The organism is Butyrivibrio sp. MC2013, from assembly GCF_000424585.1.
GTDB lineage: Bacteria > Bacillota > Clostridia > Lachnospirales > Lachnospiraceae > Butyrivibrio.
This window is the reverse complement of the sequence record NZ_AUKE01000006.1, coordinates 15,676-30,760: the sequence shown is the minus strand read 5'-3', so window position 1 is coordinate 30,760 and position 15,085 is coordinate 15,676. Positions and strand designations below refer to the sequence as shown.

The following is a 15,085-nucleotide window of genomic DNA, read 5'->3' as shown; positions in this document are numbered from 1 at the left end:
CAGGAGGAGGATAGATATGAGAATAGTATTTGCAACAGGTAATAAGGACAAGCTCAGAGAGATACGAGAGATCATGGGAGGGATCGGCATGGAGATCCTGTCCATGAAAGAAGCGGGTGTATTTGAGGATATTGTGGAAGACGGCTCAAGCTTTGCAGAGAATGCAGTGATCAAGGCCAGCGCCATCCACAGAGCCCTGACAGATGCAGGAGACAAGGACAGCATTGTGCTGGCAGATGATTCCGGTCTGGAAATAGACTATCTGAATAAGGAGCCCGGAATCTATTCAGCCAGATACATGGGCAAGGATACTCCTTATCCGGAAAAGAATGCCAGGATCCTGGAGCGTCTTGAAGGAGTGGAGGATAAGGACAGGACTGCCAGGTTCGTATGCGCAGTGGGCGCTGTACTTCCTGACGGCAAGATATTAACAACAGTCCAGACCATGGAAGGCATAATAGGTCATGAGATAGCAGGTGCTAATGGCTTTGGCTATGATCCGATCTTCTTCCTACCGGAGTACAAGAAGACTTCCGCAGAACTCAGCCCTGAAGAAAAAAATGCTATCAGCCACAGAGGTAAGGCCTTAAGAGCCATGCTGGATATATTAAAGCAGGAACTGGGAGTGTGAGCGCCTGTGGCGGAAGGCGGATTTGGAAATCGCCCGGGAAGATTGAACTGTTCCCGGATAAAGAAAATGAGTACAGCCTTTCGGTTGTACTCATCTACGCTCTAGTGCGGATAGAGGGACTTGAACCCTTACACCTATTCGGTACAGGAACCTAAATCCTGCGCGTCTGCCAATTCCGCCATATCCGCAAACCTTGATTATTGTACACAAATTACAGGCAAAAAACAAGTGGAAGTTCAGCTTTACCGAAAAGGACAAAAAAGCCTTCTGTAGTTGTGTCATTAAACCGATAATTTCTGTAGGTAGTAGCAAGTACAAAGGTTATTTTTAAAAAACTTTGCAAGAAGTGTTGACAAGTCCTAAAAAACTGATATATAATTGCTCTTGCGTTGCAGCTCAGAAGATTAACGAGCTAAGCTCTTCGGGGTGTGGCTCAGCTTGGCTAGAGCGCCTGGTTTGGGACCAGGAGGTCGCAGGTTCGAATCCTGTCACCCCGACTTTGGCAGCAACACTGACAAGTGAATATGCAGGTGTAGTTCATTGGTAGAACACCAGCCTTCCAAGCTGGATAGGTGGGTTCGATTCCCATCACCTGCTCTTGCATACACTGTATGCAGCGTGTGTCCGTAGCTCAGCTGGATAGAGCAACGGCCTTCTAAGCCGTGGGTCGGGGGTTCGAATCCCTTCGGGCACGCTCCTGCAGAGCAGCTGCTCTGCAGGTATCTATGGTGGCTATAGCGTAGTTGGTTAACGCGCCAGATTGTGGTTCTGGAGACCGTGGGTTCGAGTCCCACTAGCCACCCTTTTTCTTTTAAGGGCGGATTTGATGCAAGTGTTTCTTTTGATGAGAAGCTGCGTTAATATATTAGTAGGCACATCTGCTGTGTATGATGGGCTATCGCCAAGCGGTAAGGCACAGCACTTTGACTGCTGCACTCGTGGGTTCGAATCCCGCTAGCCCAGTTTGATATATACTAACCGGCTATGTTATCCGGATAGTTCATATATATGAGATACTAGCTCAGTTGGTAGAGCACTTGACTTTTAATCAAGTTGTCGTGGGTTCGATTCCCACGTGTCTCATTTTCCAGAGTCGCTAAGGTTTTAGCGACTTTTATTTTTGCATTTTTTTCCATATCTATTAATTCAAAGGCTTAAATGTTCGAAAAAGTATATGACGACATAGAAGTGCATCCATTATATTACTTTTTCGAAAGGAGTCCTAAGGTGAAAAATCTATCTCTCAGAGGCAAATTCGCATCGGTGTTTCTGCCGCTTTTCATTTGGATATTCATATTGGTATTTGGCATGACCTTCCTCATCAACCGCATCGGTCATGAGATGGAGAATACACTTTATGATCGTATATATATGGCCAATACCAATCTGATAAATGGTGAAAGAGATATGTATCAGGCTCTGGTAGCTGCAATGAATCTCAAATATTATCAGATGGAAGAAGATGTGGAAGACAACAGGCAGGGCTATGAGATCAATTACGGACAGACCCTGGACCGTGTGGCGACTGCAGAGGCTCTGATGAAGGAGGATCCCCAGGCATACTCCGAGTATACTCTTAAATTCCTGGCTGAGAAGAACGGCTTTACTCCTGAAACAGATGGAGATGGATATCTGACAGATACCCGTAGGTTTACGGATATCATAGCTATGTTTGATAAAGAGATCAAGGCTTATTATGATTCCTACAATCCGGAGACCGGAGAAGGCGATTATGATGAGCATAAGGCGCATTTTGACAATTGCGAAGAGTATATCAATAATATCAAGGACTTTATTGATATGTATGCAGTATACAAGCTTGAGCTCCTGGACAGGTCCAACAGCATCACCATCACTGTTACATTTATCGCCACCATTATTCTGGTGATCCTGCTCTTTATCTTTGCTTTTCTGACTGTCAACGGCATCTTGAAGGGTGTCAGAGTGGCTCAGGAGAATATTGAGCAGCTTGCCAAAAAGAACCTGGTATATGAGCCTCAGAAGGTGGAAGGAAAAGATGAAGTTGCCAGGATGGCAGATGCATCGGTTCAGCTCTTTGAAGAGCAGAATAATATCCTTCATCTGATCAGGAATGCCTCTAACAAGATCAGCTATGTGAGCAGGACTCTGGAAGACTCCTCGGGTAATGTAAAGAATTCAACAGGTGAGATATCCGAAGCTATCACGGATATTGTAGATAAGATCACAGCACAGGCAAGTGAAACAAAGGAAGCTTCGGAGGAAGCAAGGGTACTGGGAAACATCGTAATAGAGAGCAGTGAAGCAGCTCAGAAGCTTGCATCTGTAAGCGGTGAGATCAGAAAGGTGACTTCCGAAGGTATGGAAGTGGTGGCAGAGCTTGAGAGCAATACCAAGGCAAACGGAGAAGCCTTTGGCAGGATATTCAAGGCTATTGAAGATATGACCACCAGTTCCGCCAAGATTGGTGAAGCTTCCAGGATCATAGCAAGTATCGCGTCCCAGACTAACCTCTTGTCGCTAAATGCTTCGATTGAAGCTGCCAGAGCAGGCGAAGCAGGCAAGGGCTTTGCGGTAGTAGCAAGTGAGATCAGTGACCTGGCCACTCAGTCTGCTGATGCGGTAGGTACCATTGATAATATGCTGGATGAACTTAAGGCCTGTGTAGATCAGGCTGCAGATCAGAGAGAGCAGGTGCAGGAAGCTGTACAGGTACAGGCTGAATCAGTATCAGCTACAGGTGAAAAATATCAGATGATCGTAGAATCTGTAGAAGAGATCAACAAAGAGATCTCTCATCTTGACAGTCTGGCCGGTGACATGGATAGGAGCTGTAAGGTAGTAGTTGAAAAGGTAGATTCCCTATCCGGATCAGCAGTGGAATGTGCAGATAACTCCAGAGAGACCAGCAATTCTACAGCATATGTACAGGAATCTGTGCAGAATATCACAGGCGCGGTTGCCGAGATGCATGAACTGACGGATGAACTAAGTGAGCTTATGGATCAGTTTGTATTCTGATATGCTATAAGGGGGGTAAAGGTAAGAAAAAACTTACCAGGTAATAATATTTTGCGTACTTGTTGACTACAGTACTTAGTCTTTAAAATAATATCAGGTAGTAGGTTGTTTGTGACCAATACCGGCTGTGCCGGTATTGATCACAAATGTTTTGTTCAAAAAAGGAGACTGATAATGAAGACTGTGATCATCGGCGGCGTAGCCGGAGGAGCAAGCTGTGCTGCAAGGCTCAGAAGAATGGATGAGAAGGCAAATATTGTATTATTGGAGAAAGGCCCGTATATTTCCTATGCTAACTGCGGCCTTCCTTATTATGTAGGAGATGTAATACAGTCAAGGGATGCTCTGCTGGTTACCAGCAAGGCTCAGCTCACAGGCAGATTTAATATAGATGTCAGAGAGATGAATGAAGCCCTGTCCATTGACAGAGCTGCCAAGAAGGTGCAGATCAGAAACAATGAGACAGGTGAAGTATATGAAGAAAACTATGACAAGCTGGTAATAGCTACCGGTTCATCACCCATCAGACCCAGGATCGAGGGAATAGATGATGAGAGGATCAGGACAGTATGGACTGTGCCGGATTCCATAGCTGTGAAGGAGATGATCGCTGAGAAAGGTATTAAGGATGCTGTAGTAGTAGGCGGCGGCTTCATAGGTCTTGAGATGGCTGAGAATCTCCATACCGCAGGACTTAAGGTATCTCTTGTGGAAGCTGCGGATCAGGTCATGGCTCCTCTTGATATAGAGATGGCTCATGTCCTTCACGGACATATCCTCTCCAAGGGTGTGGACCTGCACCTGGGAGACGGTGTAGCCCGCTTTGAGTCCGGCGCTGATAAGGTAAAGGTAGTCCTTGGCAGCGGCGAAAGCGTGGAAGCAGCTCTTGTGATACTGGCTATCGGTGTAAGGGCCAACAGTAAGCTTGCTGCAGACGCAGGCCTGGAGATCAATGCCAGAGGCGGTATCGTAGTCAATGACATGATGCAGACTGCTGATCCTGATGTATATGCGGTAGGTGATGCTGTGCAGGTCAAGGACTTTAATACAGGTGATGACACCATGGTGGCTCTGGCAGGACCTGCCAATAAGCAGGGTAGGATCGCCGCCAATAACATCGCTGGCAGAGAGGATCATTATCAGGGTACGCAGGGAAGCTCAGTTGCAAGAGTATTTGATATGACTGCTGCTTCCACAGGTCTGAATGAGAAGACTTTGATCAGTAAGAATATACCTTACAAGAAGGTTACTATAGTGCAGAACTCCCATGCGGGATATTATCCGGGCGCAAAGCCCATGACCATCAAGCTCCTCTTTGCTCCCGACGGCTCCAGGATCCTGGGCGGTCAGATCGTGGGCTATGACGGAGTGGACAAGAGGATAGATACTATAGGTACCTCTATCAGACTTCATGCAACAGTGGAGGATCTCACAGATTTGGAGCTGGCTTACGCTCCTCCGTATTCATCTGCCAAGGATCCGGTGAACATGGCAGGCTTTGCTGCTCAGAACCTCTTAAACGGTGATTCTGATTTTGCAGACTGGGATGTGGATGTCAATGACAGTAACATCACCTTCCTTGATGTGAGAGAAGATGCTGAGAGACTGGCCTTTGCCATTCCCACAGCAGTAGCAATGCCCTTTGGCCAGGTGAGAGATCGCCTTGGAGAGCTGGATCCTACAAAGCCTGTAGTGGTATTCTGCGGCATAGGCGTAAGAGCTCACAGCGTAGAGAGAATCCTTCGTCAGAGCGGCTTTGACAAGGTAAGTGTATATCCCGGCGGTATGCGCTTCTATAGAGATACACACTATGATGGAGTAAAAAAAAACAGTGATATGACAGGTGCTGCTCCTGCCGGAGTATCTAAAAATGTAGCTGATGCTGCTCAGGTAAAGGCAAAAGCCCAAAGCGTATCAGAACTGAAGGCAGAGGCTAAGACAGCTGCCGGAACAAGGACTATAGACCTTAACTGCTGCGGACTGCAGTGCCCAGGTCCTATCATGAAGGTGCATGAGGCTGTGGACAAGGCAGGAGAAGGTGATGTGATCAGCGTTACAGCATCAGATCCCGGATTTGCCAAGGATATCATATCCTGGTGTGAGCATACAGGTAACACCCTTATCTCCAATACAGAGGAGGGTGGCAATTATGTAGCCAGGATCAGTAAGGGCGTTTCAAACACTGCTGATCAGAAGGCTCCTGTAGGGGCTGCAGACGCCTCTGGCAAGAATGGCATGAGCATCATCGTATTTGATGGAGATATGGACAAGGTAATGGCCAGCTTTATCCTGGCTAACGGCGCAGCTTCCATGGGAATGCCCGTTACCATGTTCTTTACCTTCTGGGGCCTTGCGGCTCTTAGAAAGGACCAGTCAGTGCCTGTGGACAAGACTGCTATGGAGAAGATGTTTGGTGCTATGCTGCCTCAGGGCGCATCTAAGCTTGGCTTGTCCAAGATGAACATGGCAGGCATGGGAGCTGCCATGATGAAGAAGATCATGAAGGACAAGAACGTGTCCTCTGTATCTGAGCTCATGGCCTCAGCTATAAGGTCAGGCGTGCGCATTATCGCCTGCTCCATGAGCATGGATGTAATGGGGATCAAAAAGGAAGAGCTGATAAACGGCGTAGAGATCGCAGGCGTAGGAACCTACCTTGGCGAAGCAGACAAATGCTCAGTGAATCTCTTTATCTAAGGATCATGAGTGTTTTATATTTAATAAGAGAAAGAAGGCACATCATGATGTGTCTTCTTTTTTTATGAAAATCACCGGAATAAATAAAACTAAGAGGAAATTCTTTTCAAATATTTTGCACCTTTTTCAAAATTAGGTGTATTTTTATCCAATAGGCATAATGATAGTATGCTAAATAGAGAAGGGTACCTGATATCGATACGAGTAATAGCAAACACAGTAAAAGCATGTAAATAACAGGAGGGAGAAAAAGTGAACAGAAAACTTACCAGGCTGTTTGCAGTGGTATCTGCTGCAGCTATGCTGGCTTCCGGCTGCGGCTCTGCAGCTTCATCCGACAATACAGCTCAGGTGAAGGGAGCAAATAAAGAGGTTACTATCAAGGTCTTTTCCAATCTGCCTGACAGAAAGAACGGACAGGGACTGGTGGAGCAGACTATCATTGACGAATATATGGCAGAAAATGAAGGGGTAAAGATTGAGGTCGAGGCTCTTGACGAAGAAGCTTACAAGACCAAGTTTAAGGCTTATGCTATGGATGGCATGCCTGATGTAGTAAGTATTTGGGGGCAGCCCTCATTCCTGGATGAGGTACTTGATGCCGGCGTACTGGCAGAGCTTAACGAGGCGGATTATGCCGATTACGGATTTATCTCCGGATCTCTTGAAGGCTTCAAAAAGGATGGCAAGCTCTATGGCCTTCCCAGAAATACAGACGTACAGGTTATCTACTATAACCAGAAGCTTTTTGATGACAACGGATGGAGTGTTCCTGCAAGCTATGATGACTTCATAGCTCTGTGCTCAGATATCCAGGCAGCAGGCATTACACCTGTAGCTATGGACGGCGGAGACGGATGGCCTATGTGCACCTTCCTTACAGATATACTGGCCAAGGTAGCAGGCACTGATTATGCATCTATTGTAGCAAAGGCAATCTCCAGTGGCGACTTTACAGCTCCCGAGATCAGAAAGTCTGTTGAGATCTTAAAAGAGTGTGCTGATGCGGGAATGTTCCAGACAGGCTTTGATTCTCAGGATTATGGTACAGCAATGAACCTCTTCACCAATGGTCAGGCAGCAATGTTTGCAATGGGAAGCTGGGAGTGCTCCATGGCAAAGAATGAGGATATTGCAGAGGATATCAGAAACAATATCAGAGCATTTAACTTTCCTGTAGTAGATGGCGGAAAAGGCGGCGACCATGATATAGCAGCATGGAATGGCGGCGGATATGCAGTGAGCGCAAGCTCTCCTGTAAAGGATGAAGCTATAAAGTTCCTGAACTATATGTATCAGCCCACCAAGCTGTCCAAATACGGCTGGGAAAACGGAGTAGGAATGTCTGCTCAGGATCAGTCCGATTATCTATCTGGAGATGAGTCAGCGCTGCAGCTGCAGGTAATGGACATGGTAAATGATGCAACAAGCGTATCCGGTACTCCTATCAATGACTGCGGACCTGCTACCTTTAAGACCTGCATTGAAAGTGAGATACAGGGTGTTGCCAACGGTTCCACATCGATTGACGATTTCCTCGCCAGATTAGGTGAAGCTTGCAAGTAACCCGGGCTATTAAAGGAGGATGCATCGGCATCCTCCTTTTTTACAAAAAGGACATAAAAAAAGGACATGACATGGAAAAATTGTACAGTAACAAAAAAGTGATCTTTACCCTTGTTTTTCCGGGGATACTGATTTTCCTTTGCGCAATACTCTTTCCCATATGCCTGAGTGTATATTATGGCTTTACCGATTATTCCGGCATGGGAAAAGCATCTTTTATAGGAATGAAGAACTATGAGGAGCTCTTTAGAGATAGTGCCTTTGGGCGCTCCCTTCTCAATTCGCTGCTGCTGGCTGTTGGTTTTATAGCTTTGCAGCATCCTATTGCCATGATAGTGGCTGCTGTACTTGATAAGCTTGGAGGAAGGGGAGAAGGCTTTTTTCGCTGCGTGTATTTTATCCCCAATGTTATCTCTGTAGCTGTCATTGCTTATCTTTGGAAATTTATATACAATCCTGATTTTGGCCTCTTGAACAGCCTGCTCCATCTCTTTGGACATCAGGAAAAGGTCAACTTCCTGTCTCAGGACACAGCCATATGGTCGGTTCTTTTGGTACTTATATGGCACGGCTTTGGCTGGGGAATGCTGATCTATTACACCGGAATCAAAAATATCGATCCCACACTCTATGAAGCTTCATCCATCGACGGTGCAGGCGTGGGTCAGACATTTCTATATATCACACTTCCTCTTATGAAACCCGTTATTCAGATCAATGTGACCATGGCTGTGATATCTGCCTTAAAACAGATGGAAACTGTATATCTGCTCACAGGAGGCGGCCCGGGAGGAAGTACCCAGTTTGCTGCAAACTATCTCTATCAGCAGGCCTTTAAATCCTTTAGATATGGCTACGGCAATGCCATAGGTGTGTTGTTTATCATAATATGCGTTTTGGTAACTGTATTTATGAATAAGATATTTAAGGAGAATGACTAAAGTTGGATAATTCGATCAATATGGCTTATTCCGTGAAAGAATCAGGGGATAATAAAGCCGGGGCAGACAGCGGCGTTCAAAAGACTATGGGAGTAGGAAAGATAGTACTTTGGACTGTGCTCATACTGGTGGCGCTGGTCCAGATATTCCCCCTTGTTTGGCTGGTGGATTTTTCCCTGGGAAGCAGTACCGAGATGTTCACAAACGGGATACTGATAATACCTCAAAAGATCAGATGGGATAATTATCTTACTGCATTTGTGGACGGAAATGTTGCACATTATCTCTTTAACAGCTTTTTTATTAACAGCCTTGCTGTTATATTGGTAATAGTGATCTCAGTTATGGCATCCTTTGCATGCAGCAGGATGAAGTGGAAGCTAAGCTCACTTGTGATGACCATCCTGCTCCTTGGGATGATGATACCTATTCATGCCACGCTTCTTCCTAATTACAAGATCTACAATACACTGGGACTCACAGATACCTTGTGGGCGCTCCTTATTCCATACGTGGCATTTTCCCTGCCTCAGGGAATGTTCCTTATGACAGGCTTTCTATCATCTATACCCAGGGAGCTGGAGGAGGCTGCGGTAATGGACGGCTGCGGGATATACAGGATCGTATTTCAGATCATATTCCCTATGCTAAAGCCCTCCATAGCGACGGTATCTATTATGACATTTCTAAATAACTGGAACGAATTCATCATGGCCAGTACCTACCTTAGCAGTCCGAAATGGAAGACACTTCCCTTCTCGGTTCTGGAATTTACAGGAGAGTACTCGTCCAATTATGCAGTACAGTTTGCTGTAATGGCGCTGACTGCTGCGCCTGCTGTACTGGTATATATCATTCTTAACAAGCATATTACCAAGGGAGTGGCAATGGGGGCCGTTAAGGGATAGAAACGGGATTATTCAGATGAGGGACAAACTGCGGAGCCTAAACATAGGAGCTAAGCTGATCTTATATATTTATTTATTTGTGACGCCTGTGCTTCTCGTGATCAGCTTTTTTCTGGTCAGGAAGAACTACAGGGAGAATCTGACTCAGGAGAACAGCCGGTACGTAAATGAGATGGACAGCCTGGTGGGCAATCTTGACGCACAGCTGGAGCAGATGATCAGCCTGGGGACTTATGTATGTATCAATGAAGAGATATTGACTATTCTCAGGTCAGGCGAAGCCTTAAATGATCCCACGATCTGGTATAAAGATGCCCCTATGAAGATCATCCAGGATATGATGGCCCTGAGCGGACAGATCAAGACCATAGCCATATATCCGGAAAACGGTACGCTCCCCTTTCTCAGATGCATGGATAATTCCGCATACATAGAGAGCATTGACGAGATAAGAGAGAGCGAGATATATGCAACAGCCTGCAGCAGGATAGGCAAATATATCCTGAGAAGGGCTGAAAAGTCAGATGACAATATCTATGTCAATAACCGCAGCAACAAGATAGTAGCCAGCAGGGAAATATATGATATCAGCCGAAGGTACAAACTGGGCTACCTGACCATAGGTATGTCGGTGATGGATTTTGACGGAGCCTGCGCAAGACTCCTTAGAAAAGACGATGAGGCAGTATATATTTTTACTGCTGACGGAGACCTGCTCTCCGCAAATGGTATATTTGATGAAAAAGAGGTCCATACAAGGATCTCGGAAGCGGGCGGAGGCCTTGTGGATAATAATATCTGCGAAAGCGCAGGCTATTATATCTATAAGTCGGTAAGTGACAAAACGGGGCTTGTTGCTTACCGTTTTGTATCCGCTTCTATGAGAAATGAGATACTAAGGTCAGTGCTCTTTACCAATATGTCTCTGCTCATAGGTATACTCCTTAGTTTGATGCCCATAGCCTATATTATTTCCTATATCATCACCAGGCCACTTAAGAAACTGAGCCAGGCTATGGTGGAATTTCAGGAAGGCAATTTTGACAGGAAGCTGGAGGTGGAATCCGGGGACGAGATCGGAATGGTCAGCGACGGCTTTAATACAATGGTAAGAGCTATCAAAGACCTTATAGACAGCAATTATGTGATCAGGCTAAAAGAAAAAGAAAGCGAGCTGGATGCACTGCAAGCCCAGATCAATCCCCACTTTTTGTACAACGCCCTGGATACCTTTTACTGGAAATGTGTGGAGGCGGGAAATGATGAGATAGGAGAGGATATACTGGCCCTGTCCAATCTCTTCAGACTGGTTCTGAGCAGGGGAGAGGGCATGATCCGTATTTCGGACGAGATCTCACTGATATCCAACTACCTTCATATACAGCATGAAAGATTTGGCAACAGATTGTCATATAAGATAGATGTAGAGGATGATATAATTGAAGAACGGATCCCTAAGCTCATACTTCAGCCTTTTGTAGAGAATGCAGTACTTCATGGCTTTGAGAAGGGTGATGAAGACTTTTCTCTGCTGATCAGAGGCAGAAGGGATGATAAGAGATTGGTCTTTGTGATATCCGACAGCGGTGTGGGCATGACAAAGGAAAAGATAGATGAACTTCTGCATGGCGCCGGAAGTGCCAAAAAGGAAGGTAGGATCTCAGGTTATGCCATATGGAATGTGAGGGAAAGACTGGATCTGTTATATCATGGGGATTATAAGCTTAAGATAACCAGTGGTGTAGGGGAAGGCACTGAGGTGATATTGGAGCTTGGTAAAATATATTTCTCAGAGGGGAGCAAGCCGCAGTCCTAAAGAGGCAGCGAAAAAGCAGGGGGGCTTTTATGAAACTTGTTATTGCAGATGATGAGGATTCCATCAGAAACGGAATAATCAAATATGTACAGCTTCACACTGACAGGTTTGCAAAGATAATACCTGCCAGAAACGGTGAAGAGTTATTGGAGATACTCTACAGGGACAGGCCGGATATCCTGTGCCTGGATATCCAGATGCCTCTGGTAACAGGTACAGAGGTCATGGAAGAGGCCTCCAAGACAGGAGTATTGCCTTATACCATAGTCCTGAGCGGATATGGACAGTTTGAATACTGCCAGAAGGCTATCAGATGCGGGGCCAAGGATTATCTGTTAAAACCCGTCAGGTCGTCTGACCTTTTGGAGAAGCTTCTCTATGCTGCAGATGCCATCGCTCCCGTGGAGACAAGGGACGAAGAGCTAGCTGCCAAAAGGGGAGTAGTAGAGAGAGCTCTGGACTATATGGAGGAGAACTACTACAAGAACCTCAGGCTGGTGGACGTAGCCGAAAAGGTAGGTATCAGCGCAGGCTATCTGTCTACACTGATATCCCGCAGCAAGGGCAAGGTCTTTGTGGATCTTCTTAATGAGATCCGGGTAGACAGAGCCTGCAGGTATCTGGATCAGGGCTATCTGAAAACCTATGAGATCGCTTACAAGGTAGGCTTTCAGGATGAAAAGTATTTTTCCAAGGTCTTTAAGAAAATAAAGGGAATATCTCCCTCCAAGTATAAAAGCCAGGACGGCTTCATAGAAAAGCTCACGGCCAAAGCGTAAGCACTTACAAATAACTGTTCATTCGCTATTGATAAATGATTGCGGGTGAACAGTTAATTAGTAACAAATCATACCCGAAAATAAAAAATGGACACCCATTTTAAGCTTTTACTGAGCTATAGTATATTTAAGGTATTTTGCCCGAAACAATAATTTAAGAATATAGAGGAGAAAGAGATGAAAAAATGGTCCAGACTATTATTTCAGCCTTCACTGCCCCTTGATGGAGATAAGAGGGTTACAGGATGCAGCGAGCATATAGCTCTGTCACGCAAGGCTGCTGAGGAAGGAATGGTCCTTCTAAAGAATGACGGCATACTGCCTCTTAGTCAGGAGAAGCCCCTTGCAGTATTTGGCAAGGCAGCAGTTGATTATGTAAAGGGCGGCGGCGGCTCTGGTGATGTATATTGCAAATATGTGCATTCACTTGTTGACGGCCTGACATCCAGAGGAGTAGCACTCTACAAGCCTCTTATCAGATTTTATGAGGATGAGCTCAAGGCTCAGTACGAGAATGGACGCTGCCCCGGTATGACAGCAGAGCCTGCGCTGACAAAGGAGCTCATCGACGGCGCAGCAGCTTTTGCAGATACAGCGCTTATTGTGATAAACAGATTCTCAGGCGAGGGCTGGGACAGAAGTAGTATCGAGTGCAACAATGAGTTCAATCCCTGGGAGAGTGAGACCAGCATGCCCAAGATCGCAGGTCAGATATTCCCTGATGGTGATTTCTATCTGACCAAAGAAGAGATCACTATGATCGAGAGCGTCAAGGAGCGCTTTGAGAGGGTCATAGCTGTACTTAATATCGGCGGCGTCATCGACCTTAGATGGCTCTATGATGATGGCATAAATGCAGCTCTCTACATGGGACAGGGCGGTATGGAAGGCGGCGATGCCGCGGCTGAGATACTCCTTGGCATGATCAATCCTTCAGGACGCCTGGTTGATACATATGCAGGCAGGCTTGAGGATTATCCTTCCACAGAAGGCTTCCATGAATCCTTTGACTATGTAAACTATACAGAAGATATATATGTAGGCTACAGATATTTCCTCACAATCCCCGGAGCAAAGGATAAGGTGATCTATCCCTTTGGTTATGGTCTCTCCTATACAAGCTTTGAGACCAGTCTCCTGTCAGCTTCTGATGCAGATGAGAGCTTTATCTTTAATGTAAAGGTGACCAATACAGGTGACAGAGCAGGTAAGGAAGTAGTACAGCTCTATTACAGTGCTCCTGCTGGGGTACTTGGTAAGCCTGCTGCAGAGCTTGGCGACTTTGCAAAGACAAAGGAGCTCCAGCCCGGTGAGAGCCAGGTGCTCACACTGTCTGTATCCAGATATCTGATGTCATCCTATGATGACCTGGGCAAGATCGCAGATGCATCCTATGTACTTGAGAAGGGCAGATATGATTTCTACCTGGCAAAGGACAGCCTGCACCTGGGTGATAGCGTATACAGCTTTGAGAATAGTGAAGATATCATTACATCTAAGCTCAGCCACCAGCTGGCTCCTGTAGAGCTGAAGGAAAGGATGCTCGCTGACGGTTCTTATGAAGCACTTCCTCAGGGCGAGCACAGAGATATCAATGAGAGCGTCATCAAGAAGATGGAGCCCGGCACAGAGGAAGCTCTCACACCTGTTGTAAAGATGAGAGACAGATTCTGCCTGACTACTCCTTTTAAGAAGGGTGCCCACATCCTGATGGAAGTAGCAGAGGGCAAGATCAGCCTGGATGAGTTTGTAGACCAGCTGTCACTGGAAGAGCTGATCCATCTCTCCGGCGGACAGCCCAATACAGGCGTAGCCAATACCTTTGGCTTTGGTAATCTTCCTGAATATGGCGTACCTGCTGCTATGACAGCAGACGGACCTGCAGGTGTGCGTATCGCTCCAGAGACAGGTATCCTGACAACGGCATTCCCCTGCGCAACACTGATGGCCAGCAGCTGGAATACAGATATCCTCCATGCAGTAGGCAGAGCGGGCGGTGAAGAGCTCAAGGAGAACAACCTGGCAGTATGGCTCACACCTGCCATCAATATCCACAGAAGTCCTCTTTGCGGAAGGAACTTTGAGTACTACTCAGAGGATCCTATTGTAGCTGGTAAGATGGGTGCAGCACTTGTAAATGGTATCCAGGAGAATCATGTAGGTGCTTCTGTTAAGCATTTCTGCTGCAATAACAAGGAGACCAACAGAAAGCACTCCGACTCCAGAGTATCTGAGAGAGCGCTTAGAGAGATCTATCTGAAGGCATTTGAGATCGTAGTCAAAAAGTCCGATCCTTATACCATCATGAGTGCGTACAATGCAGTAAACGGCCAGCGTGCATCTGAGAGCCGCGACCTTCTTACAGGTATCCTCAAAGGAGAGTGGGGCTACAAGGGCATGGTAACAACAGACTGGTGGACCAGAGGCGAGCACTACAAGGAAGTCAATGCAGGCAATGACCTGAAGATGGGCAACGGCTTTGACGAGCGTCTCCTTGAGGCTGACAAGCTGGGTGCTCTGGATCATGAGCAGCTTAAGGCCAATGTAAAGAGGATCCTTGCTACTATCCTGAAGTTTGACTGATAGGACAGCATACATTGTATACATCTACTATTTGAATAAAAAAACACATAAAAAGTCCAAAGGCTTTCCGCCTAGCAGCGGTGTGCCTTTGGACTTTTTCAATAGGAATGATTATCAATATTTCGCACGAAAATTTGTATATTATTTATACTATATTTTGTTGA

At 46.1% G+C, this 15,085-nt stretch carries 9 protein-coding genes and 7 tRNA genes; 15 read left to right on the top strand and 1 reads right to left on the bottom strand.

Going from position 1 to position 15,085, the window contains the following annotated elements; genetic code table 11:
- The first annotated feature begins 16 nt into the window (after nt 1-16).
- Nucleotides 17-631 carry an RdgB/HAM1 family non-canonical purine NTP pyrophosphatase gene (rdgB, locus tag G636_RS0103870; RefSeq protein ID WP_026506952.1) on the top strand — a complete coding sequence of 205 codons (615 nt, stop codon included), beginning with the start codon at nt 17-19 and terminating at the stop codon, nt 629-631.
- A 105-nt stretch (nt 632-736) separates the two neighbouring features.
- Here the strand turns inward: rdgB and G636_RS0103865 are convergent.
- Nucleotides 737-819: transfer RNA gene (locus G636_RS0103865), tRNA-Leu, on the bottom strand.
- A 234-nt stretch (nt 820-1,053) separates the two neighbouring features.
- On the opposite strand from G636_RS0103865, the gene G636_RS0103860 reads away from it, so the two are divergent.
- The 14 genes from G636_RS0103860 (at nt 1,054) to G636_RS0103795 (ending at nt 14,921) form a co-directional block, all read left to right on the top strand.
- Nucleotides 1,054-1,128 (top strand) — tRNA-Pro (locus G636_RS0103860).
- A 29-nt stretch (nt 1,129-1,157) separates the two neighbouring features.
- Nucleotides 1,158-1,228, top strand: a tRNA-Gly gene (locus tag G636_RS0103855).
- A 23-nt stretch (nt 1,229-1,251) separates the two neighbouring features.
- Nucleotides 1,252-1,325, top strand: a tRNA-Arg gene (locus tag G636_RS0103850).
- A 34-nt stretch (nt 1,326-1,359) separates the two neighbouring features.
- Nucleotides 1,360-1,433 (top strand) — tRNA-His (locus G636_RS0103845).
- Between the two features lie 89 nt (nt 1,434-1,522).
- A tRNA-Gln gene (locus tag G636_RS0103840) sits at nt 1,523-1,594 on the top strand.
- 47 nt (nt 1,595-1,641) lie between these two features.
- Nucleotides 1,642-1,714 (top strand) — tRNA-Lys (locus tag G636_RS0103835).
- A gap of 144 nt (nt 1,715-1,858) precedes the next feature.
- The gene (locus G636_RS0103830; protein ID WP_026506951.1) at nt 1,859-3,631 is read left to right on the top strand and encodes a methyl-accepting chemotaxis protein; all 1,773 of its coding nucleotides are present in this window, start codon (nt 1,859-1,861) and stop codon (nt 3,629-3,631) included.
- Nucleotides 3,632-3,805: 174 nt separating this feature from the next.
- Complete coding sequence (locus tag G636_RS0103825; RefSeq protein WP_196803026.1) at nt 3,806-6,328, top strand: FAD-dependent oxidoreductase; 2,523 nt, start codon at nt 3,806-3,808, stop codon at nt 6,326-6,328.
- A gap of 252 nt (nt 6,329-6,580) precedes the next feature.
- Nucleotides 6,581-7,894: an ABC transporter substrate-binding protein gene (locus G636_RS0103820; RefSeq protein WP_026506949.1), complete on the top strand. Its 1,314-nt coding sequence runs from the start codon at nt 6,581-6,583 to the stop codon at nt 7,892-7,894.
- A 71-nt stretch (nt 7,895-7,965) separates the two neighbouring features.
- The gene (locus tag G636_RS0103815; protein ID WP_026506948.1) at nt 7,966-8,835 is read left to right on the top strand and encodes a carbohydrate ABC transporter permease; all 870 of its coding nucleotides are present in this window, start codon (nt 7,966-7,968) and stop codon (nt 8,833-8,835) included.
- Between the two features lie 86 nt (nt 8,836-8,921).
- Nucleotides 8,922-9,743 carry a carbohydrate ABC transporter permease gene (locus tag G636_RS0103810; protein ID WP_026506947.1) on the top strand — a complete coding sequence of 274 codons (822 nt, stop codon included), beginning with the start codon at nt 8,922-8,924 and terminating at the stop codon, nt 9,741-9,743.
- Nucleotides 9,744-9,840: 97 nt separating this feature from the next.
- Nucleotides 9,841-11,559, top strand: coding sequence for a sensor histidine kinase (locus G636_RS17205; RefSeq protein WP_196803025.1), 1,719 nt, complete (start codon nt 9,841-9,843; stop codon nt 11,557-11,559).
- 29 nt (nt 11,560-11,588) lie between these two features.
- Nucleotides 11,589-12,338: a response regulator transcription factor gene (locus G636_RS0103800; protein WP_026506946.1), complete on the top strand. Its 750-nt coding sequence runs from the start codon at nt 11,589-11,591 to the stop codon at nt 12,336-12,338.
- Between the two features lie 177 nt (nt 12,339-12,515).
- Nucleotides 12,516-14,921 (top strand): glycoside hydrolase family 3 protein, encoded by a 2,406-nt coding sequence (locus G636_RS0103795; RefSeq protein ID WP_026506945.1) that lies wholly within the window; start codon nt 12,516-12,518, stop codon nt 14,919-14,921.
- Nucleotides 14,922-15,085 lie beyond the last annotated feature (164 nt).